This is a genomic window from Bradyrhizobium sp. CCBAU 11357 (assembly GCF_028128865.1).
Taxonomy (GTDB): domain Bacteria; phylum Pseudomonadota; class Alphaproteobacteria; order Rhizobiales; family Xanthobacteraceae; genus Bradyrhizobium.
The window spans coordinates 292,453-313,575 of record NZ_LBJW01000113.1 but is presented as its reverse complement, the minus strand read 5'-3'; the positions used below and the strand labels follow the sequence as shown (position 1 = coordinate 313,575).

The following is a 21,123-nucleotide window of genomic DNA, read 5'->3' as shown; positions in this document are numbered from 1 at the left end:
GTGTCTCCGTGCGACCTCTACGCACAGCTGTTCAAGGTCGCTTCTTCAGACGCGCCCGTTTCGGCAAGGTCGCCGGCCAGTGCACGATGTGGTCCTCGAGCTCCTCGTCCGGGACCTCCTCCTCGCTGCCCTCGACGCGGCCGCGCACGGAGACGCCGGCTTCGTGCACGGTGTTGGGGTCACCCGAAACCAGCGGATGCCACCAATAGAGGTCGCGCCCCTCGGCGACGAGCTTGTAGCCGCAGCTCGGCGGCAACCAGTTCAGGGTGCGGACATTGGCCGGGGTCAGGCGGACGCAGTCCGGAACCTTGTCGGAGCGATTCGGATAGTCCTTGCAGGCGCAGCTCATCCCGTCGAGCAGCTTGCAGCCGATATGGGTGAAGTAGATCTGCCCGGTGTCCTCGTCCTCGAGCTTGTTGAGGCAGCAGCGGCCGCAGCCGTCGCACAGGCTCTCCCATTCGGCCCCCGACATCTGTTCCAACGTCTTGGTTTTCCAGAAGAATCCTTCCTGTCCGGAAGGTCGTTTGGGAGCTGCGGTCATGCGCCTCAACAACGGTTCGAAAGAGCTACGGCAACGCCATCTAGGGCGCGCCGCGGCAAGGGTGCAAGCGAGGCCCCTTTGAGGCCCGCAATGAACCGGGGTCAATTAGGCCTGTTGTTCAAAATCGCGAGCGTGACCATTGGTTTATGGGGCCCGCTCGGCTAGAAGGAACGGCAAGTCCCTCGGATGCTGGCCGGGCGCCTTGGGTTTGCCGCAACATTCCCGCAAGACGTCTCGAGGCCGCCCCGGCCGGGTGCTTGAACGCTTTCGAAGCAAGCCTCAAGGGTTCTAGGTGCGCCAGATCATACCACCACATTGGAAAGAGAGGATCCGGAATTTCTTCCTGGATCTCGATGCGCGCATCGACTCCTCGCTGTTCTCCTCGGCCAAGGGCATCCGCGAGCTCTACGAGCGCTACTCGACCTTCATGGACCGCTTCTATGTCGGGCGGTGGAAGCGCTGGGTGTTCATCGAGCCGCTGTCGGAGGCCGCAACCCTCGGGCTCGGCGGCCTCGTCGTGATGCTCACCCTCGCCATTCCCGCGTTCCGCGAGACCGCGGACGAGGACTGGCTGAAGAAGTCCGACCTCGCGGTCACGTTCCTCGACCGCTACGGCAATCCGATCGGCAGCCGCGGCATCAAGCACAACGACTCCATTCCGCTGGAAGACTTTCCGGACGTCCTGATCAAGGCGACGCTGGCGACCGAGGACCGCCGCTTCTACGAGCATTTCGGCATCGACATCGCCGGCACCGCGCGCGCGCTCGTCACCAATGCGCAAGCCGGCGGCGTGCGCCAGGGCGGCTCCTCGATCACCCAGCAGCTCGCCAAGAACCTGTTCCTGAGCAACGAGCGCACCATCGAGCGCAAGGTCAACGAGGCCTTCCTCGCGATCTGGCTGGAATGGCGCCTGACCAAGAACGAGATCCTCAAGCTCTATCTCGACCGCGCCTATATGGGCGGCGGCACCTTCGGCGTCGACGGCGCGGCGCATTTCTACTTCAACAAGTCCGCGCGCGACGTGACGCTGGCGGAAGCGGCGATGCTCGCCGGCCTGTTCAAGGCGCCGACCAAGTACGCCCCGCACATCAACCTGCCCGCCGCCCGCGCCCGCGCCAACGTCGTGCTGGACAACCTCGTCGATGCCGGCTTCATGACCGAGGGCCAGGTGTTCGGCGCCCGCCGCAACCCGGCCTTCGCGGTCGACCGCCGCGACGAGGCCTCGCCGAACTATTATCTCGACTACGCCTTCGACGAGATGCGCAAGCTGGTCGACACCTTCCCGAAGTCCTACACCGAGCGCGTCTTCGTCGTCCGCACCGCCATTGACACCAACGTGCAGAAGGCGGCGGAAGACGCGGTCGAGAACCAGCTGCGCCAGTTCGGCCGCGACTATCACGCGACGCAGGCGGCGACCGTCGTCGCCGATCTCGATGGCGGCATCCGCGCCATGGTCGGCGGCCGCGACTATGGCGCCAGCCAATTCAACCGCGCCACCGACGCCTATCGCCAGCCGGGCTCCTCGTTCAAGCCTTACGTCTACACCACGGCGCTGCTGAACGGCTACACGCCGAATTCGGTCGTGGTCGACGGTCCGGTCTGCATCGGCAATTGGTGCCCGCAGAATTATGGCCATTCCTATTCCGGCTCGGTGACGCTGACGCAGGCGATCACCCGCTCGATCAACGTCGTGCCGGTGAAGCTGTCGATCGAGATTGGCCGGAAGAACGAGCCGAAGGCGCCGAACCCGGCCAAGGTCGGCCGCGCCAAGATCGTCGAGGTCGCGCGCCGCTTCGGCCTCAAGGCGCCGCTGCCCGACACGCCCTCGCTGCCGATCGGCTCGGACGAAGTCACCGTGCTCGAGCATGCGGTGGCCTACGCGACCTTCCCCAACCGCGGCAAGGCGGTGACGCCGCATTCGGTGCTGGAAGTGCGCACCGGCGCCGGCGACCTGGTCTGGCGCTGGGACCGCGACGGACCGAAGCCGCGGCAGGCGATCCCCGCCTCCGTCGCCGCCGACATGGCCGGCATGATGAGCCACGTCGTCAGCGAAGGCACCGCGCGGCGCGCCGCGCTGGACGGCATTCCGACGGCGGGCAAGACCGGCACGACCAATGCGTATCGCGACGCCTGGTTCGTCGGCTACACCGGCAATTTCACCTGCGCAGTGTGGTACGGCAACGACGATTACTCGCCGACCAACCGCATGACCGGCGGCTCGCTGCCGGCGCAGACCTGGCACGACATCATGCTCGCCGCGCATCAGGGCGTCGAGGTCCGTGAGATCCCCGGCATCGGCATGGGCCAGAAGCTGCCGCCGCAGCCGATGGCCGCGCACGCCAGTGCGGCGCCGAAGGTGCTGGAGACCAAGCCCGGTCCGCCGCCGGTGCTGACCAAGCGCGGCGCCGACATCCTGGTGCGCGTCGAGAAGCTGCTGGATGATGCGGCCAAGGCTGCGAACAAGTCGACGGCAACTGACGGCAAGCCGTCCTCGTCGACGAGCGCGCTCGCCTTCCCGCAGAATTATGCGGAAGAGAACGCCAACACCTCCGCCCCGCGCAAGAACTGATCGAAACCCGTGCGGCTGATCCTGATCACATTGACGGCGCTTCTTCTTGCGACAGTCGTCGGCGTCGGCGCGACGTGGATGACCACGACGCGCGGCACCGAGATCGGCGCGCTGACCATCGGCGCCTGGACCGCGCGGCCGCGCACCGGCACCGCCGACGTCGACCCCTATTCGCGCGCCACCATCGTCCGCAACGGCGAGCTGCCGATCGGCACCGGCGACGGCGTCGCCTTCACCGCCACCACCGACGACAAGAAGAAGGCGCTCGACGGCCGCTGCGACGTAATCGTGTCCGGCGTGACGCCGCCGGCGCGGTTCTGGACGCTGACGCTGTACGACCGCAAGGGCCATCTCGTCGCCAACTCGCTGCAGCGCTACGGCTTCACCAGCCAGGAGATCGTGCGCTCGTCCGACGGCTCGTTCGAGATCCGCATCGCCTCGCGCTCGCGCGCCGGCAACTGGCTGCCGACCGGCGGCATCGAGCGCTACGCGTTGATGCTGCGTCTCTACGACACGCCGGTCGGCGTTGCGACGCGGACCCAGCGCGACGCGCCGATGCCGAGCATCACAACGGTGGGCTGCTCATGATCCGGCTCGTCTTCACCATCGTTGCCGGCGTGGTACTGGGCCTCGTGGTCCATCTCGTCAGCGTGCTGGCGCTGCCGCGGATCGCCACCCAGGATGCCTATTCGCGGTTGACGCCGATGACCAGGGTGAACGCCGTCACCCAGCTTCCCCTCGCCGATCCCAACAATTCGCCGATGCCGTTCATGGATCCGGCCTTCGCGCTGGCGATCTGCCGCTATGACCTCACGGGCGGGCCGATCAAGCTGACCGTGCCGGTGAGCCAGGCCTACACCTCGGTGTCGTTCTACACCCGCAACGAGATCGCCTATTACGCCATCAACGACCGCTCGGCGGGCCGCAAGGTGATCGAGCTCGACTTGATGACGGAAGCGCAGCACAACGAGCTGCCGGAGGACGAAGAGGTCACCGCGGCCGACCGCCTGATCATCGATTCCCCGACCACGACCGGCCTGATCCTGATGAAGGCGCTCGCCCCCGAGCCCGGCCTGATGCAGCAGGCGCAAGGCTCGCTTCAAGCTGCGACCTGCGCCCCGCAGACCGAGCCGCCAGCCAAGGCCGAGGCGCCGCGCGGACGACGCTGAGCGCGGCCGTTTCGGCAGCGCCAAACAAAAGTTGCGAAAACAACCCCATGCACAGTAGCGGGGGTGTTGAATTCATTACGCTCTTCGGATCGGTGACGTTGAGGCTGCTGGCTGTGCGCGCGCCGCTCTTTGACTCGTCGGGCAAAACAGGGGCATACTGCCATCATCGAGAGTTCGTCACACCCGCCCGGAGCCATCCGTCGCGGGTGTTTCATTTGGGGGAGCACGGAGCACCATGCTTCGACAGTGGTTCTCTGAAGCCAAATCAATGCGCGTTTGCAACACGCAAAATTCTGGACTACGCTTTGGCTCAGCCCCACGCCCTGCCGTAAGCAGGTGTGAAGCTCCCCGCCACGACGGATTACGGGCTCGATTCATTTGCGCACCAGCGCATCTTTCCGTCGCGTCCATGCGAAACAATCCTGCAGCGTTCGGCTCGGGCGCAATCATCGGCACTCTGGGCGGCTTGATCGGTCTCGGCGGCGCAGAATTTCGGCTGCCCCTGCTCATCAGCTTGTTCGGATTTCGCGGCCTTGAGGCTGTGGTTCTCAACAAGGCGACGAGCCTGATCGTGGTGGCGAGTGCACTGCCGTTTCGCGCAGGCGCCGTTCCGTTCGCGGAGATACATGCCCATTGGCCGATCATCCTGAACCTGCTGGCGGGCAGCCTTGTCGGCGCCTACGCTGGGGCATCCTGGGCGACGCGTCTCGAGTCCGGGACGCTGTACAAGATCATTGCCGTCTTGCTGCTCCTGATCGCCGGCATGCTTCTGTTCGCGCACGGCAACGAGGCCGCAACCACACCGGCGCTGACCGGCGCGAGCCTGATCATCGCGGGCATCGCAGCGGGCTTTGCGATCGGGAGCGTGGCATCGTTGCTCGGCGTTGCCGGAGGGGAATTCCTGATCCCCACCCTGATCCTGTTGTTCAGCGCGGACGTGAAGCTGGCAGGCAGCCTCTCACTCGCGGTGAGCCTGCCGACGATGCTGGTGGGATTTGCGCGCTATAGTCGCGATCAGAGCTTTTCGGTGCTGCGCGCGAATTGGCGGTTCATGCTTGCAATGGCGATTGGATCCATCACCGGCGCATTCATCGGCGGCCTGCTTCTCGGCGTGGTCCCGAATTCGATTCTTCTGCCGGGATTGGCGGCGATCCTGGTCATTTCGGCCGTGAAGATTTGGCAGCATGAGTAGGCTGGTTCCGGCGACGCGCCCTCGATCGGTTCGCAGATCGAGACGGATCGCTAAGGCGCGATGAATCCAGGCTCGATCGCTGCAAAGACGGAGGTGCGCTCCCTCTCCCGCTTGCGGGAGAGGGTTGGGGAGAGGGTGTTTCCGCAATGGGACAATCCCCTAGAGGAGAAAACCCTCACCCGGCGCTACGCGCCGACCTCTCCCGCAAGCGGGAGAGGTTGCACCGAGCCCGCGGCATCGATTCGACCTAAAGCCATTCCGCTCTAATGGATGATCTGGCCGAGGAAATCCCTCGCCCGCTCCGTCCGCGGCGCGCGGAAGAAGCTTTCGGGGTCGGCTTCCTCGACGATCGAGCCGCGATCCATGAACACCACCCTATCAGCGATCTCGCGGGCAAAGCCCATCTCGTGCGTGACGCACACCATGGTCATGCCGTCCTTCGCGAGTTCCACCATGGTGTCGAGCACCTCCTTGACCATCTCCGGGTCGAGCGCGGAGGTCGGCTCGTCGAACAGCATGATCTTCGGCTGCATGCACAGCGCCCGCGCGATGGCGACGCGCTGCTGCTGGCCGCCGGAGAGCTGCCCTGGATATTTGTTCGCCTGGTCATGGATGCGCACCTTGCGCAGCAGACCGATCGCTCGCTCATGCGCATCGGTGCGGGACAGGCCCCTCACCTTCATCGGCGCCAGCATGCAATTCTCGACGACCGAGAGGTGCGGAAACAGGTTGAAGCTCTGGAACACCATGCCGACCTCGCGACGAACGCCGTTGACGTCGGTCATCCGGTCCGACAGCTCGATACCATCGACGACGATGCGGCCGCCGTCATGCTTTTCGATGTGGTTGATGCAGCGGATCAAGGTCGACTTGCCCGAGCCCGAGGGGCCGCACAGCACGATCTTCTCGCCGGTCGCGACCGCGAGATTGACGTCGTTCAGGGCCGTGAAATGGCCGAACCGCTTCACTAGATTTTCCACGGTGACGATGGACGCCCGATTCCCCGCAGCGAGCTGAAGCATTTTTCCTCTCCAAGGACTGGGATGACCGTGCGCAGCGCTAGCGGCGCATTCCCGCGATCGCATACCGCTTGCGCAAGGACGCCACGCATTGCGATGCCGCCGAGCTGATGGCGAGGTAGACCACCGCAATGACCAGGTACATCTCGACCAGACGGCCGTTGAGCTGCGCGAGCTTCGAGGCTGCGCCGAGCAGATCGGTGAGCGAGAGCACGTAGACCAGCGAAGTGTCCTGGAACAGGATGATGGTCTGGCTCAGGATGATCGGGCTGGCGACGCGGAGCACCTGCGGCAGGATCACGGAGCGATAGGTCTCGAAGGTGGACAATGCGAGCGCCTGACACGCCTCGAACTGTCCCCGGTTCACGGCCCGCAATCCGACGCGGATGATTTCCGAGTAGTAGGCGGCCTCGAACAGGCCGAAGGTGATGAACGCGGTCCAGGTGGCGCCGATCGGGACCGGTCGTCCGCTTCCGCTGAGATGACCGAGCACGATCGGCACCAGGAAGAAGAACCAGAACAGAACCAGGATCAGCGGGATCGAGCGCATCAGGGCGACATAGCCGCGCACGAGCTTGCCGAGCACGGGCAGTTCGAAGTGCTGCACCAGGGCCAGACAGGCGCCGAGGACCAGGCCGACCACGAAAGCAACGGCGGTCAGCGCCAGCGAAAACAGCAAGCCGGACCAGAGGTAAGGCCAGGCCTGAAGCACGACGGAGAAATCGAGGCTGGTCATTTCACGACCTCCATCGCATCAGGCAGAGAGTCAATCGGTTGAGTGGCGCACGCCGCAGCCGGCTTGACTGCATCGTCTGCGGGGCCCGTGCCGGGAATGCGAACGGCCCTGTCGATCAGCGCCATGCCTTGATAGGCGATGAGCGCCAGCGCGAGGTAGACAAGCGTCGCCGCGCCGAAAGCGGTGAAGGTCTGAAATGTCGCTTCGCTGATCTGGCGGGCCTGGGCCGTTAGCTCCATCAGCCCGATCGTGAGAGCGACCGAGGTGTTCTTGTAGATGCCCATCACCTCGCTGGTCAGGCTCGGGATGATCAGGCGCAGCGCCTGCGGCACGATGACATGGCGATAGGTCGGATAGCCGCTGAGCCCGAGCGCGTTTGCCGCCTCGACCTGTCCTCTCGGCAGGGCCTCGATCCCGGCACGAACCTGTTCGGCGATCCGGGCAGCGGTGTAGAGACCGAGGCACAGCAGCGCCGGAACGAACGATCCCCAGGGCGGGGGAATCTGCTTGATGGCGTTCCCGAACGCGAGGGGAAGAATCTCCGGCAGGACGAAGTACCAGAGAAACATCTGCACCAGCACGGGGATGTTGCGGAAGATCTCCACATAGAGGCGGGCAAGTGCCGCGACGGCGCGGTTCGGCACGGTACGGCCGATGCCGACGACGACCCCGACCGCGAAGGCGATCCACCAGCCGAAGAACGCCAGCGCCAGGGTCCAGCCGAGGCCCGACACGAGCCAGTCGACATAGCGCTGGCCGTCCGCGGCCTGTTCAAGAAGCACTGCAAACATGGCGAACCTCAGGGCTCGGTTTGCGGGACAGTCTCCGCCTTGCTGCCGCGATTAGTCGACCGCGTCGCTGGGATGCGCGATCCGTTCCGTGAGCTCGACCGTCAGCGGAAACGCCAGGTTCTCATTCTTGGGCGGAATTGGCCTAGTGAACCATTTGGCGTAGGTCTTCTCGAACTGGCCGGACGCCATTTGCTTCGACAGCACGTCGTCGACGAGTGCTTTGAAGCCGGTATCGCCCTTCGTGAACATCAGGCCATAATAGATCTTGGCGTAACCCTCGGGGAGAAAAATCAGCGCATCCGGCTTCGGAGCTGCGGCCTTGAGTCCGGCGAGCAGAATATCGTCTTCCATGAAGGCGGCCGCGCGGCCGGTGTTCAGCATCAGGAAGGATTCTGCATGATCCTTCGCCTGGACGATGTTGAAGCCGAGCTGTTCCTTCGCATTCACGCCCTGCGCGAAGCCGACGGCATTGGAGCCCTGGGTGACGACGATGGTCTTGCCCTTGAGATCACCGGCCGTCTTCAGGCCGCTGTCCGCCTTGACCAGCCAGCGCGGCTGGCTGACGAAGGTGGCGACGGAAAACGAGACCTGCTCCTGCCGCTTCCTGTCATTCGCCGTGCCGCCGCACTCGATATCGACAGTGCCGCTCTGGATCAGCGGAATGCGGTTGGACGAGTTCACCGGAACGTAATTGACCTTGAGATTGGGCAGGCCGGTCTCCGCCTTGATGCGCTCGACGATGGCCGCGCAGAGGTCGAGCGAGAAGCCGATCGGCTTTTGGTCGGGACCGAGATAGGAGAACGGTATCGAGGCCTCGCGGTGGCCGATGGTGATGGCGCCGTTCGATTTGATCCTGGCGAGCGTGGGACTGTCAGCGGCAGCCGAGGGTCCACTGACGGCGCCGAGGACCGCGAGGCCGGACAGAATGCTCAAGACACACGCAAACTTCGTCATGTACGTCTCCTTGATGGACAGCCTATGCGGCCCTCGATGATGGCTTCACGCCGCGCCGCTGGATCACCTCGATGAGGCGGTCAACGTCGGCTATCGTGTTGAACATTCCGAACGACACGCGAATGCCGTCCCGCTCCGGCGACACGCGGACGTTATTCTCCTCGAAATGGCCGAGCCATTCGGCCGCGGGCAGCGCAATGATGTAGATGTGCGGCGCGCGATGTTGACGCGCGCGAGGGCCGACCAGGCGAACGCCCAGCGCATTGATCCGGGCGATGAGATGATCGCCGAGATCGAAGCAATGGTTCTGGATGTTCTCAACGCCCAGCGCTTCGATCATGTCGAGCGAGGCACTGAGAGCATGGATCGCCGGAAGATTGAAATTGCCGAGCTCGAAGCGGCGCGCGCTCGGGGCAGGCGCGAGCCTGTCAGGACGGGCGATCAGGTCGGCCGGGACTTCCGCGAGGCTCGCGGCCGCAAGATAGGCAGGCTCGAGCTCGGTCCTGGACTTGTCCCAATAGAGCAGGCCCAGCCCCTGCGGCACGAGCAGCCCCTTGTGGCTGCCCGACCCGATGAAGGTCGCGCGCATCGCTTTTGCGTCGATCGGCACGACGCCGATGGCCTGCATCACGTCGACGACGAAATAGAGCCCCTTCTCCGCGCAAAGGGCACCGATGCTTTCGATGTCGAAACGGTGACCAGCATGGAACGTCACCTGCGACATCGAGATCGCCCGCGTGCTCGCATCGATGTAGGGACGAAGACTGTCGGCGTTGACGATCTCCGTCATCGGCGCGAATTCGACCGTGACGCCCTTGCGCTGCAAATTGAGGAACGCGTAGGCGTTGTTCGGATGATCGCCGTGGATCATCAGGACCTTGTCACCGGCGCGCAGCGGCAGCGCATTCGCGGCGATGTTCGTGCTCTCCGAGGTGTTCTTGGTGAAGGCGATCTCGTCGGCCGATACGCCGAGAAACCGCGCCAGCCTTTCGCGCGTTTGCTCGACGCGATCGAGCCAGACGCTCTTGGGGCCGGCGGTCTCGAGACCTTCGCTGAGGAAACGATCGATCGCCGCTTTGACGGGACGCGCAAGCGGCGTCTGGAAGCCGGAGTCGAGATAAGTGATCCGCTCGGCAGCCGGAAACTCCTTCCGCACGGCATCGACGTCGTAGTGGCCTGACATTCCGGTCTCCTCAGCACGTCCGCGGTGGCTCGCACTGCTCAAATCCTGTTCACCACCGGGCAACGCCAACGATATGGGCACAGCACAAAAGCGGCTAGGCAGATTTTCATATTTCAGTAGTTTTCATTCCGAAAAATGATAATTTTCTATTTTTGGTGGAGACTGGCGAGATGCGGCACCAGAGTACCGACGGGCCATTGGACCGCGCCTTCGCGATCATTGGCTATGTCGCAAGCCAGACCAGAGCAGCCTCGGTCGCGGACATCGCCGCTGCGCTGTCCCTGCCGCTGCCGACTGCGCACCGGCTCATCGGGAATCTGGAGCAGCGCGGGCTGCTTCAGAGAGCCGTGGGAACGAAGCGCTATGTTGTCGGCAATCAATTGGTCACGCTGTCGGCCCGCGTCATCGGGGCAGCCTTCCGCACCGCGCGCCGGCACGCGGTGCTCCGCGCCGTCGCCGCCGAGATCGGCGAGCAATGCGAGATCGGGGTCGTGCGGGACAATGTCGTCGCTTACGTCGACAGCGTCCGCGTCTCGCAACCGCAAGGCCTGCAGTTCAATCCCGGCGAAGCGGCCCCGCTCCACTGCACCTCGACCGGCAAGATCTACATGAGCCGGCTGCCGGAGCGCGCGCGCGAGAAGCTGTGCCGCGCACTCGCGCTGACGCGATACACCGAAACCACGATCGTCGATGTCGAGCGCCTCATGGCGGTGATCGAGGAGACCCGCAAGCGCGGCTGGGCCAAGACCAATGAAGAATATGTGCGAGGCGTGGTCGGCTGTGCCGTTCCCATCCTCTCGCCGGATCGCGAGCTGATCGCGTGCCTGGGTGTGTCCGTTCCCGTGGCGCGGGTGAGCTTCACTGAGCTGGATCGGTTCATAGCTCCACTGCAGAACGCCGCTGCACTGCTATCGGAGACGATCCTCGGGGACAATGAGGACGGCGTGAGCGACGCATCCTGATCCGTCCCGTCCGACCCGCGAGCGTGCCCGCCCCTCAAAACTCCAACTTGTCACGAATGGCCTCGATCCCGGCTTTCGCGCACGCTTCGTCCGCGTCACCGCCGGGAGCTCCGGAGACGCCGACCGCTCCGACCAGAGAGGCGCCGGCTTCGACGATCAGCCCTCCCCCTATGATGACCGCTCCGGGAAGATTGCGAATGCCTGACTGCATCATGCCGGGCTGGCTCATCGCGTTCAGCTCCATCGTGCTGGTTTTGAACGACGCGGCTGTCCACGCTTTGCCGGTTGCCGTCGCGGGCGTGTGGGCGCCAGCAAAGCGATCGCGCAGCATCACTTGGGTGACACCGAAGCGATCGACGACGGCGATGGCAACCTGATATCCACGGCTGCGGCAGCTATCCAAAGCGGCGCGCGCGAGATCGAGCGCCAGCTCCGGACTGAGCGATTTGTAGGTGATGAGGGTTTCCTCCGCCCGCACTGGGCCGACAAACGCAGCCAGCAGAATCGTCGCGACCGACAGACGGCGAAAGCTCATGGTGATCTCCGACAGAGGTGGACAATTTCTATTTGGTCTCACCATATGTCAGATCATCGAACAAGGTCACACTATCTGCCTTGGTCCACAGGCCGATCATGCCGGCGTCCGTGATCGTGGCGTCCTCCACCTCGAACAATGGCTTTCCGTCAAAAGTCACCTTGAACCGATTTCCCGCGAAGTCGCAACGCAGCGTATGCCATTGCCCTGATGGCACCGGCGTGCTGACGCCGTAGCCGCCCTTGCGGCCGACGATCTGCAGCGAATTTCGTATGCCCTTGATCGTCTTGTAGAGCACCACGTTGTCCTCCAGCGCGTTTGCCCGGACGACGTAATAATTGTCGGCGTCCTTGGCACGCCAGATGATTCCCGCCGCGCGATCCTCGGACCCCGACGCCGCCTTAAATTTCACTTCGACGAAGCCGTTGCGAATGTTGGCATCGCTCTTGATGGCCACTGGAAAAGTCGCCCGTCCGGATTGCTTGAGGACGTTCGGCTTGCTCGGCGCCGTGGGCTCCGCCTCGATGGTCCATTTCGGTTCACCCTTGCCGGTCATCGTGAGAGTCCACCCTGCCGGCGCCGTTCCAGCAGGAGCGTTGTCGAAATTCAGGGTCTCGGCCATGGCGTTCCCTCCCATCAGCAAAGCCAGCATAAGCGCCAGGACGAGACTGGCCCGTGCTGCGGGCCGCGACGGAAAGGCCAAAGCGGCGCGCATCGTCGGCTGTCCCAACGTCAAACATTCGATCATTGAAACGCCTCACGCTGCAGTTTCCATGCCTCGGTTCAGCTCTTGGTGCTGGCGGTCTTCTCGATCGCCGCACGCAAGCCTTCGGCAAGCTTGACCGCGTCGTCGTTGGCCCAGAAGTGCATGAAGAAGAGCCGCGGCTGTTCGTTCAGCATGTGGCTGTGCAGCGCCGTCACCTCGATGCCATGTGTTCGCAGCGCCGCGATGACCGGATTCACCTCGTCGCTGGTCAGGACGAAGTCGCCCGTGACGGCCGCCTTTCCGCCGCCGGTCGGCTGGAAATTGATGGCGGTCGCGACACCCATCGCGCCGACCGGCGTCAGCAGCATGCCGTCGTCGGAGACAGGGTCTCGCCGTTTGACGTTGAACTGGTAGACGCCGCCATTGGCCTGCCCCTTGACGCCGATGATTTGATCCAGCTTCGCCGTGTCGAAATCGATGGAGGGCGAGTTCGCTGCCGCGGCGACGGTCAGGGGCGTCTTGCTTTCGGCGAGGGCATCATGGATTGCCGACGCCAGCTTGACCGGGTCGCCATGTCCGGCGACGTGCATGTAGAAGGTCGCCGGGCTTGCGCGCAGCAGATGGTTGTGCACGGCGGTGATCTCGAGACCGCTCGCAATCATCTTCGCCATCACAGGGTTGATCTCGGTCTCGAGCAGCACGAGGTCACCCATGACCATGGTTCCGCCATGCGCGGGCTTGAACGCCAGCCAGCCGCCAAGCGCCAGCGCCGGCTTGATCGTGACACCATCCAACGTCACGGTGAGATCGGTGCGCGGAAAGCCGTAGCGATGGACATCGTCCGCAACCATCGGCTTTCGCCCCAGTGTCTCATCGACCTTTTGCCAGTCGATGCCCTGCGCGTGAGCACTCGTGATGAAGCAGGCAGCGATGCCGATCAGTGCCGAAACAGTCTTATGCATGGATCAGCTCCCTTGAGCTCTGGGTCCCTACCCCAGGTGATGTCGGATGGTGAGGCGGCCTCCGGCCGCCGCGCCAGACGCAGCAGAATCGCCGCCGGGGCGCATGCCGTGGCGCTCGGCGGCTGGATGCCGGCAAGTCGGGCGGATTGCGGAATGGAGCTGCGCTATGTGATGACATGCTGCGCCCTTGGTGATCAGGACGCGATGCTTGGGCATGTCGCCTCGCGGGGAGATCGCACATCCCCGTCGCGCCGACTAAAAACCCGCAAGACCGGGCTGTCAACCGGCGCACGGCCGCGCCACGTCACGAAGAGTTCACCCTTCGAAGGAACCCGCCAGCCCATCTTGAAACGACGAGGCAGTTTCACATACATTGTCCGCGTGGGGACGAGGCAGACTCCCCGTGAGACCCAGGTCCAAGCTCTGCGCAGCACGCAAATACGTGGAGCTTGCGCATGGACACCGAACGTCACTCCCCTCCCCTCCGAACCCTAGCCATCCTCTCGCGCGGCGACGCTGCCGCGCGGCGCGAGGCAACGGCGCAGAACAGCCGCTTCGTCCGCGTCTTCGAGGCGCTCGCCGCCGCGGGCATCGACGCCTTCCCAGCGATCTACGACGAGAGCTTTGCAGGCGCGGTCCGCGAACAATTGCTCACAGCCGACGGCGTGCTGGTCTGGGTCGATCCGATCCATCAAGGCAAGACCCGCGCCGATCTCGACGCCCTGCTGCGCGACGTCGCAGCGCAAGGGCCATGGGTGAGCGCGCATCCGGACGTCATCCTGAAGATGGGCGTCAAGGAGGTGCTCTACCGGACACGGCATCTGGGCTGGGGCGCCGACACGCATCGCTACGACACTGCCGCAAGCTTCCGCAGCCAGTTTCCGGCGCGCCTTCGTGGCAGTGGCCCGCGCGTGCTGAAACAGAACCGGGGCAATGGCGGCCAGGGCGTCTGGAAGGTCGAGGCCCTGCCCGACACTCAAGGCACGGTTCGCGTGCTGCATGCGCAGCGTGGCAGCATGCCCGAGGACATGCCGCTCGACGCCCTGCTTGCACGCTGCGAGCCCTATTTCGGTTGGGGCGGCTGCATCATCGACCAGGCGTTTCAACCGCGCCTGCCCGACGGCATGATCCGATGCTACATGAGCGGCGCCAAAGTCGCAGGCTTCGGACACCAGAAGATCAAGGCCCTGATCCCGCCGCCGCCGGAGGGACCGGAGGCGCCCGAGGCCCAGCCCGGGCCGCGGATCATGCACGGGCCTGATGCTCCGCAATTCCAGGCGCTGCGGCGGTCGATGGAGGACGAATGGACGCCGCAGATGATGGCAACGCTCGGCATCGATGAGCCGTCATTGCCGGTGATCTGGGACGCGGACTTCCTGTACGGGCCGACAGATGCGGCCGGCGCAGACACCTACGTGCTCTGCGAGATCAACGCGAGCTCGTGCTTTGCGATCCCCGAGGAGGCGCCGGCGGCGATCGCGCGGACGGTGAAGCAACGTATGCTGCAACCTGAGAGCACACGGACGCGAAGATAGCCTGGTCGCGCTCGTCGGGAATGGCAGCAGCTGTCAGGCGACAGTAGGACGCAATAGCAAATCGACTGCGTTGTTGAAGCCACCGGGCGCGAGAGCTATCGATCTGAAAACTCATGTTCGATCGGAGGAACGCATGAGCACCATCACGGGCGGCTGTCACTGCGGCGCAATCCGTTACGAGGTCGAGGGCGAGGCAATCGTACACGCGCTGTGCCACTGCCGCGATTGCCGGCTTCACGCCGGGGCTCCGGTCGTCGGCTGGACGATGTACCCGGACGGCGCCCTCAAGGTGACCAAGGGCGAGCCAAAGGTTTACCGCTCCTCCGAACACGGGCGGCGGCACTTTTGCGGCGACTGCGGAACCGGACTGTTCTACGTCAATGCCAACATGATGCCGGGGATCATCGACATCCAGAGCGCGACCTACGACGATCCCGAGGCGGTGCCCGCTACGATGCAGATCCAGGTCGCCGAGCGCCTGCGCTGGATGGAGCATGCGCACGAACTGCCGGCGTTCGAGCGCTATCCGCCACAGCCATAGTGGCGGCTAGGCATCGCGCAGCACCCTCAATCAATCGCCTGCGAGCCGATGAAGCGCATGAACGGCTTTTGGCCATCGGCACCGAACAGCACGACCTCGTAACGCTGCGGCGTGCCGCCTTCCATCCCGGGCGAGCCCACCGGCATGCCCGGCACGGCGAGTCCCTTCGCGTTGGGACGCTCGGAGAGGAGGCGCCGCACGGCCGCAGCCGGCACGTGCCCCTCGACGACATAACCGGCGACCTCTGCCGTGTGACAGGCGACCAGGTTCGATGGGATGCCGAGACGAGCCCGGATCGGGTCGAGGTCGGGCGTCTCCTCCACCTCTACGGTAAATCCTGCATCCCGCAGATGCTGAACCCAGCCGGCGCAGCAGCCGCAGCTCGGATCACGGTGCACCGTGAGTGTGGCTGCGTCGGGCGCCGCCGCGGCCGGCCTTGCAAGAGCGGCCGCGGCGATCAGCCCGACAAGCGACCGGCGGGTCATCAAACAGGCGCGTTGCTTCATCTTCGGAATTCCTTTCGCTGTCACTCCAGGGCTTCAACACATGATCGTGCATCATGGCTCGCGTCATCCGGCCGGCTCCACGACGCGCAATCTTGCGCCGATCGGCTTTGGCGTCTCGGTCGATGGCGCCTTGTCCTCGCGCTTGGGCGGCAAGCGGACGCCCTTCACCAATCCGAAGATCGCGGGGATCACAATCAGCGTCAGCAGCGTCGACGATATCATGCCGCCAATCATCGGCACCGCGATGCGCTGCATGATCTCCGACCCGGTTCCGGTGCTCCACATGATCGGCAGCAGGCCCGCCATGATGGCGACGACCGTCATCATCTTGGGCCGGACGCGCTCGACCGCGCCCACCATGATGGCCTCGTGGAGATCCTGCCGGGTGAAGTCCCTGCCCTCGGCGCGGCACGTCGCCTTCATCTCCGCCAGGGCATGCTCGAGGTAGATCAGCATCACGACGCCGGTCTCGGCGGCGACGCCGGCGAGCGCGATGAAGCCGACGGCGACGGCGACCGACAAATTGAAGCCGAGCCACCACATCATCCAGATGCCGCCGACCAGCGCGAAGGGCAGCGACAGCATCACGATGAGGGTTTCGGTCATGGCCCTGAAATTCAGGTAGAGCAGCAGGAAGATGATCGTCAGCGTCACCGGCACCACGATCTTCAGGCGCGCCGCGGCGCGCTGCAGATATTCGTACTGGCCGCTCCAGACCACGTAATATCCGGGCGGGAACTCGATGCTGTCCGTCACGGCGCGTTGCGCATCGGCGACGTAGCTGCCGATGTCGCGATCGCGAATGTCGACATAGACGTAGGTCGCGAGCTGGCCGTTCTCGGTCCGGATCGAGGTCGGCCCCCGCGCCGGCTCGACCTTCGCGACCTCGCCGAGCGGCACCGCGCCGCCTGCGGGCATCGGCACCAGGATATCGCTGGCGATCGCCTTGGGATTGTCGCGCAGGTCGCGCGGATAGCGCATGTTCACCGTGAAGCGCTGCCGCCCTTCCACCGTCGTCGTGACGGTCTGACCGCCGAGCGCGGCCGCGATGGTGTCCTGAACGTCCTGGATCAGGATGCCGTAGCGGGCGAGCGCCTCGCGGTCCGGGACGATCTCGAGATAGTAGCCGCCGATGCCGCGCTCGGCGTAGGCCGATGCGGTGCCCGGGACCGTCTTGATCACGCGCTCGACCTGCTTCGCCAGCCGGTCGATCTCGACGAGGTCGGTGCCCATCACCTTGACGCCGACGGGGGTGCGGATGCCGGTGGACAGCATGTCGATGCGCGCCTTGATCGGCATGGTCCAGGCGTTGGAGACGCCCGGAAACTGCAGCGCCCTGTCCATCTCCGCGATCAGGCTGTCGATGGTGACGCCTGCCCGCCAAAGCTCCTTCGGCTTCAGGCTGACCACCGTCTCGAACATCTCGGTGGGCGCCGGATCGGTCGCGGTCGCCGCCCGCCCCGCCTTGCCGTAAACCGATTCGACCTCCGGGAACGACTTGATGATGCGGTCCTGCGTCTGCATCAGCTCGGCTGCTTTAGTCACGGAGATGCCGGGCAGCGTGGTCGGCATGTAGAGCAGCGTGCCCTCGTTCAGCGTCGGCATGAACTCGGTGCCGAGCTGCCGCGCCGGCCAGATCGTGACGGCGAGCACGACCAGCGAGGCGAGGATCACGAGCGTCTTGGCGCGCAGCACGCCCTTGATGACCGGCCGGTAGATAAAGATCAGGAAGCGATTGATGACGTTCCTGCTCTCGGGCACGATCCTGCCGCGAACGAAGATCACCATCAGTGCCGGCACCAGGGTGACGGACAAGAGGGCCGCGGCAGCCATCGCGAAGGTCTTCGTGAACGCGAGCGGGCTGAACAGCCGCCCCTCCTGCGATTCCAGCGTGAAGATCGGCATGAACGAGACGGTGATGATGAGCAGGCTGAAGAACAACGCCGGGCCGACCTCGGACGCCGCATCGATCAGGATCTGGACGCGCGACTGACCGGGCTCGGCGCGCTCGAGGTGCTTGTGCGCGTTCTCGATCATGACGATCGCGGCATCCACCATGGCGCCGATCGCGATCGCGATGCCCCCGAGGCTCATGATGTTGGATCCGAGGCCCAGCAGCTTCATGGCGCCGAACGCCATCAGCACGCCGACCGGCAGCATCAGGATCGCGACCAGCGCGCTGCGGACATGGAGCAGGAACACGATGCAGACGAGCGCGACCACGATGCTCTCCTCGAACAACGTGTGCTTGAGCGTGTCGATCGCCGCATAGATCAGGCCCGAGCGGTCGTAGACCGGGACGATCTCGACCGACTTCGGCAGGCTGGTCGCGATCTCCTTGAGGCGATTCCTGACGTTTTCGATGACGTCGAGCGCATTGACGCCGAAGCGCTGCAGCACGATGCCGCTTGCGACCTCGCCCTCGCCGTTCAGCTCGGCGATGCCGCGCCGCTCGTCGGGTCCGAGCTCGACATTGGCGACGTCCCGCAGCAGCACCGGCGTGCCGTTGCTCGTCTTCAGGACGATGTTGCCGAGATCGTTGATGGACTTGATGTAGCCCTTGCCGCGAATGACGTACTCGAACTCCGACAGCTCGACCGTGCGGCCGCCGACGTCGGCATTGCTGGCGCGGATCGCTTCCCGGATCTTCTGCATGCTGATGCCGCGGTCGCGCATGCGCTGGGGGTCGAGCACCACATTGTACTGCTTGACGAAGCCGCCGATGCTGGCGACTTCGGCGACGCCTTCGGCCTTGGCCAGCGCGAATTTCAGGTTCCAGTCCTGGATCGTGCGCGTGTCGGCGAGGTTCAATTCCTTCGACATCACGGCGTATTGGTAGACCCAGCCGACGCCGGTCGCATCGGGCCCGATGGTCGGGGTGACGCCGACGGGAAGCCGCGACGTGACGCCGTTCAAAAACTCCATCACGCGCGAGCGCGCCCAATAGATGTCGGTGCCGTCCTCGAAGATCACGTAGACGAACGACACGCCGAAGAAGGAGAAGCCGCGCACCACCTTGGATTTCGGCACGGTCAGCATCGCCGTCGTCAGGGGATAGGTGACCTGGTCCTCGATCACCTGCGGCGCCTGGCCGGGATATTCGGTGTAGACGATGACCTGGGTATCCGAGAGGTCGGGGATCGCGTCGAGCGGCAGATGAAGCAGCGCGTAGAGGCCGGCGGCGGCCGCAAAGCCGGTGCCGAACAGCACCAGCAGCAGGTTGCGCGCCGACCAGGCAATGATGCGGGCGATCATTTGCGCTCTCCCGTCGCATGGCCAGCGTCGGGGGCTTGAGGCGCAGCCTCGGCAAAACCTTTGAGCGCGGCCTTCAAATTGCTCTCGGCATCAATCAGGAAGTTGGCGGATGTGACCACCGCCTCGCCTTCGGCAAGGCCGTCGCGCACCTCGATATAGCCGCCGCCGCGACGGCCGAGCTTCACCTCCCGCGGCTCGAAGCGCCCGTCCCCCTTGTCGACGAGGACGGCTTGCCGCGTGCCGGTGTCGAGCACCGCGCTGTCCTGGATCGCCACGACGGGCGCGCCATCTGCCGTATCGACGTCGGCATCGACATACATGTCCGGCAGCAGCACCGCCTCGGGATTGGCGAGCTCGATGCGGACGCGTACCGTCCGGGTTTCGCGGTTCACCTGCGGATAGATCACCGCGATCTTGCCGGTGAAGCTTCGGCCGGGGAAGCTGCGCGCGCGCACCGCGACGGACTGCCCGACCGCGATGTTGCCGAGATCGCGCTCGGCGACGTCGACCAGCGCCCAGACCAGCGAGGTGTCCGCGATGCGGAACAGCACGTCGCCGGGATTGGCGCGCATACCTTCGATCGCGTTGCGCTCGAGCACGATTCCGTCGCGCGGCGCCGACCAATGGATGGTGACGGGCGCGACATGCGTTTTCTCCATCTCGGCGATGACCCGCTCGGGGACGTCGAGATTGACCAGCCGTTGCCGCGAGCCGCGGCCGTACATCTCGACACCGCCGACGGTCTTGGAGGTGATGGTCGCGAGGTATTCGGCCGCCGCGGAGGCGACCGCCGAGCTGTAGATCTCCATCAGCGGCTGGCCCGCCTTCACGCGGGTGCCGGTGGTGACGTCCGCGATCTTCTGCACGAAGCTCTCGGCGCGCATCGCGATCACCGAGACGCGACGCTCATCCAGTTGGATCGTGCCGGGCGCCTTGACCAGGGCCCGGACCGATCGCCGCGCGACCGGCTCGGACTTCACGCCGCTGCGCTGGATCTTGCCGGGCGACAGCTTCACCGTGCCATCATCGACGTCGTCGCCTTCGTAGACGGGGATATAGTTCATCCCCATCGGGTCCTTCTTCGGCACCGGCGAGGTGTCGGGCAAGCCCATGGGATTGCGGTAGTAGAGGATTTTTCGCGATGAAGCCGCCTGCGCTGGCTTCGGCTCTGCCTGGGCCGCCTTGTCGTCGTCGTAGACCGGCAGATAGTCCCGCCCGCGGTCATCCTTCTTTGGCCCGGCGGACCAAAGCGGCGCGCCACCGGGATCGCGATAGTAGAGCGGAGTCCGGTCCGCTGGCGCCGCAGCCGGGGTCACCTCGGCATGGACCGACCAGCGCCCCCCGTTCGAGGACCAGTACGCGCCCAGGGCGAGGCCGCCGCCGAGAGCGAGAGTCGTCAAGAGACGCAACGTCTTCATGGTTGTATTCGCACGCTCAGAGCGCGTCCATGTGAATGGGAAGAGAAGTTCGGGCGCCACCCGGCGGCGCCCGAAAGCTCACTTGGTCGCGTTGACGATGACCTTGCCGGTGACCGTCTCGGCCTCGCCCTGCACCTTCGCAGAGAGCGTGACCTGATAACGGCCCGCCATCGGCAGGTCTGTCTTGAAGGCGTAGACGCCCGGCTCCTTGGACGGCAGCGGTGCGACCGCCGATTCCATCTCGGCCATGCCGTCCGGAGCCATGTCGACGCGCGTCTTGAAGATGACGGCGTCCGGCACCGGCTTGCCGGTCTGCTTGTTGGTCAAGCGAACGGCAAGCGTGACGCCGTCGCCCTTCTTCATCTCGGGATTGATCGGCTCGAAAGCATAGTCGCCGGCGCCCGCCAACGCGGCCGAGGCGGCAAGCGAAAGGGTGGCGGCAACAGCCGCAGTGCTGAATTTGGAAAGCATTGTCCTGTCCTCATGAATTGATCTCGACCGTGACGCAGGAACGCGCACATCAGTCATCGTCGCGCGGGGCGTGCCCGC

20 protein-coding genes are annotated in these 21,123 nt (G+C 64.8%); 7 read left to right on the top strand and 13 right to left on the bottom strand.

Features of this window, described 5'->3' with window-relative positions; all coding sequences use genetic code 11:
• Positions 1-31: 31 nt before the first annotated feature.
• Positions 32-541 carry a YcgN family cysteine cluster protein gene (locus XI05_RS37315; RefSeq protein WP_172784219.1) on the bottom strand — a complete coding sequence of 170 codons (510 nt, stop codon included), beginning with the start codon at positions 539-541 and terminating at the stop codon, positions 32-34.
• 292 nt (positions 542-833) lie between these two features.
• Between XI05_RS37315 and XI05_RS37310 the strand changes: the two genes are divergently transcribed.
• From XI05_RS37310 to XI05_RS37295, 4 genes are all read left to right on the top strand, one after another.
• A complete protein-coding gene (locus XI05_RS37310) occupies positions 834-3,110 on the top strand; it encodes a transglycosylase domain-containing protein (protein WP_271511050.1) in 2,277 nt (758 codons plus the stop codon).
• Positions 3,111-3,119: 9 nt separating this feature from the next.
• Complete coding sequence (locus XI05_RS37305; RefSeq protein WP_172784217.1) at positions 3,120-3,698, top strand: DUF1214 domain-containing protein; 579 nt, start codon at positions 3,120-3,122, stop codon at positions 3,696-3,698.
• The gene (locus XI05_RS37300) at positions 3,695-4,279 is read left to right on the top strand and encodes a DUF1254 domain-containing protein (RefSeq protein WP_271511047.1); all 585 of its coding nucleotides are present in this window, start codon (positions 3,695-3,697) and stop codon (positions 4,277-4,279) included. Before XI05_RS37305 ends, XI05_RS37300 begins: the two co-directional genes overlap by 4 nt.
• A gap of 409 nt (positions 4,280-4,688) precedes the next feature.
• Positions 4,689-5,471 carry a sulfite exporter TauE/SafE family protein gene (locus XI05_RS37295; protein WP_271511935.1) on the top strand — a complete coding sequence of 261 codons (783 nt, stop codon included), beginning with the start codon at positions 4,689-4,691 and terminating at the stop codon, positions 5,469-5,471.
• A gap of 263 nt (positions 5,472-5,734) precedes the next feature.
• Here the strand turns inward: XI05_RS37295 and XI05_RS37290 are convergent, their stop codons facing one another.
• The 5 genes from XI05_RS37290 to XI05_RS37270 are packed head-to-tail and all read right to left on the bottom strand — an operon-like array spanning position 5,735 to position 10,154.
• Positions 5,735-6,493: an amino acid ABC transporter ATP-binding protein gene (locus XI05_RS37290; protein ID WP_271511044.1), complete on the bottom strand. Its 759-nt coding sequence runs from the start codon at positions 6,491-6,493 to the stop codon at positions 5,735-5,737.
• A gap of 37 nt (positions 6,494-6,530) precedes the next feature.
• Positions 6,531-7,226 carry an amino acid ABC transporter permease gene (locus XI05_RS37285; protein ID WP_271511041.1) on the bottom strand — a complete coding sequence of 232 codons (696 nt, stop codon included), beginning with the start codon at positions 7,224-7,226 and terminating at the stop codon, positions 6,531-6,533.
• A complete protein-coding gene (locus XI05_RS37280; RefSeq protein WP_271511038.1) occupies positions 7,223-8,017 on the bottom strand; it encodes an amino acid ABC transporter permease in 795 nt (264 codons plus the stop codon). The genes XI05_RS37285 and XI05_RS37280 overlap by 4 nt, the downstream gene beginning before the upstream one ends.
• A gap of 51 nt (positions 8,018-8,068) precedes the next feature.
• Complete coding sequence (locus XI05_RS37275; RefSeq protein WP_271511035.1) at positions 8,069-8,971, bottom strand: amino acid ABC transporter substrate-binding protein; 903 nt, start codon at positions 8,969-8,971, stop codon at positions 8,069-8,071.
• 22 nt (positions 8,972-8,993) lie between these two features.
• Positions 8,994-10,154 (bottom strand): aminotransferase class V-fold PLP-dependent enzyme, encoded by a 1,161-nt coding sequence (locus tag XI05_RS37270; RefSeq protein WP_271511033.1) that lies wholly within the window; start codon positions 10,152-10,154, stop codon positions 8,994-8,996.
• 170 nt (positions 10,155-10,324) lie between these two features.
• On the opposite strand from XI05_RS37270, the gene XI05_RS37265 reads away from it, so the two are divergent.
• Positions 10,325-11,116 (top strand): IclR family transcriptional regulator, encoded by a 792-nt coding sequence (locus XI05_RS37265; protein WP_271511031.1) that lies wholly within the window; start codon positions 10,325-10,327, stop codon positions 11,114-11,116.
• Between the two features lie 34 nt (positions 11,117-11,150).
• Here the strand turns inward: XI05_RS37265 and XI05_RS37260 are convergent, their stop codons facing one another.
• From XI05_RS37260 to XI05_RS37250, 3 genes are all read right to left on the bottom strand, one after another.
• The gene (locus XI05_RS37260) at positions 11,151-11,651 is read right to left on the bottom strand and encodes a GlcG/HbpS family heme-binding protein (protein WP_271511029.1); all 501 of its coding nucleotides are present in this window, start codon (positions 11,649-11,651) and stop codon (positions 11,151-11,153) included.
• A 28-nt stretch (positions 11,652-11,679) separates the two neighbouring features.
• Positions 11,680-12,273, bottom strand: coding sequence for a family 16 glycoside hydrolase (locus XI05_RS37255; RefSeq protein ID WP_271511027.1), 594 nt, complete (start codon positions 12,271-12,273; stop codon positions 11,680-11,682).
• Between the two features lie 161 nt (positions 12,274-12,434).
• Positions 12,435-13,319 (bottom strand): DUF1259 domain-containing protein, encoded by an 885-nt coding sequence (locus XI05_RS37250; RefSeq protein WP_271511026.1) that lies wholly within the window; start codon positions 13,317-13,319, stop codon positions 12,435-12,437.
• A 455-nt stretch (positions 13,320-13,774) separates the two neighbouring features.
• Here XI05_RS37250 and XI05_RS37245 point away from each other — a divergent pair, with 455 nt between their 5' ends.
• Positions 13,775-14,854 carry a Cj0069 family protein gene (locus tag XI05_RS37245; RefSeq protein WP_271511024.1) on the top strand — a complete coding sequence of 360 codons (1,080 nt, stop codon included), beginning with the start codon at positions 13,775-13,777 and terminating at the stop codon, positions 14,852-14,854.
• 133 nt (positions 14,855-14,987) lie between these two features.
• Positions 14,988-15,395 (top strand): GFA family protein, encoded by a 408-nt coding sequence (locus tag XI05_RS37240; protein WP_271511022.1) that lies wholly within the window; start codon positions 14,988-14,990, stop codon positions 15,393-15,395.
• 26 nt (positions 15,396-15,421) lie between these two features.
• Here the strand turns inward: XI05_RS37240 and XI05_RS37235 are convergent, their stop codons facing one another.
• From XI05_RS37235 to XI05_RS37220, 4 genes are all read right to left on the bottom strand, one after another.
• Entirely contained in the window at positions 15,422-15,901 is a 480-nt protein-coding gene (locus XI05_RS37235; RefSeq protein WP_271511019.1) for a DUF411 domain-containing protein, read from the bottom strand.
• 63 nt (positions 15,902-15,964) lie between these two features.
• Positions 15,965-19,156 (bottom strand): efflux RND transporter permease subunit, encoded by a 3,192-nt coding sequence (locus tag XI05_RS37230; RefSeq protein ID WP_271511017.1) that lies wholly within the window; start codon positions 19,154-19,156, stop codon positions 15,965-15,967.
• Positions 19,153-20,574, bottom strand: coding sequence for an efflux RND transporter periplasmic adaptor subunit (locus tag XI05_RS37225; RefSeq protein WP_271511015.1), 1,422 nt, complete (start codon positions 20,572-20,574; stop codon positions 19,153-19,155). The genes XI05_RS37230 and XI05_RS37225 overlap by 4 nt, the downstream gene beginning before the upstream one ends.
• Before the next feature lie 78 nt (positions 20,575-20,652).
• Positions 20,653-21,045 (bottom strand): FixH family protein, encoded by a 393-nt coding sequence (locus XI05_RS37220; protein ID WP_271511013.1) that lies wholly within the window; start codon positions 21,043-21,045, stop codon positions 20,653-20,655.
• Positions 21,046-21,123 lie beyond the last annotated feature (78 nt).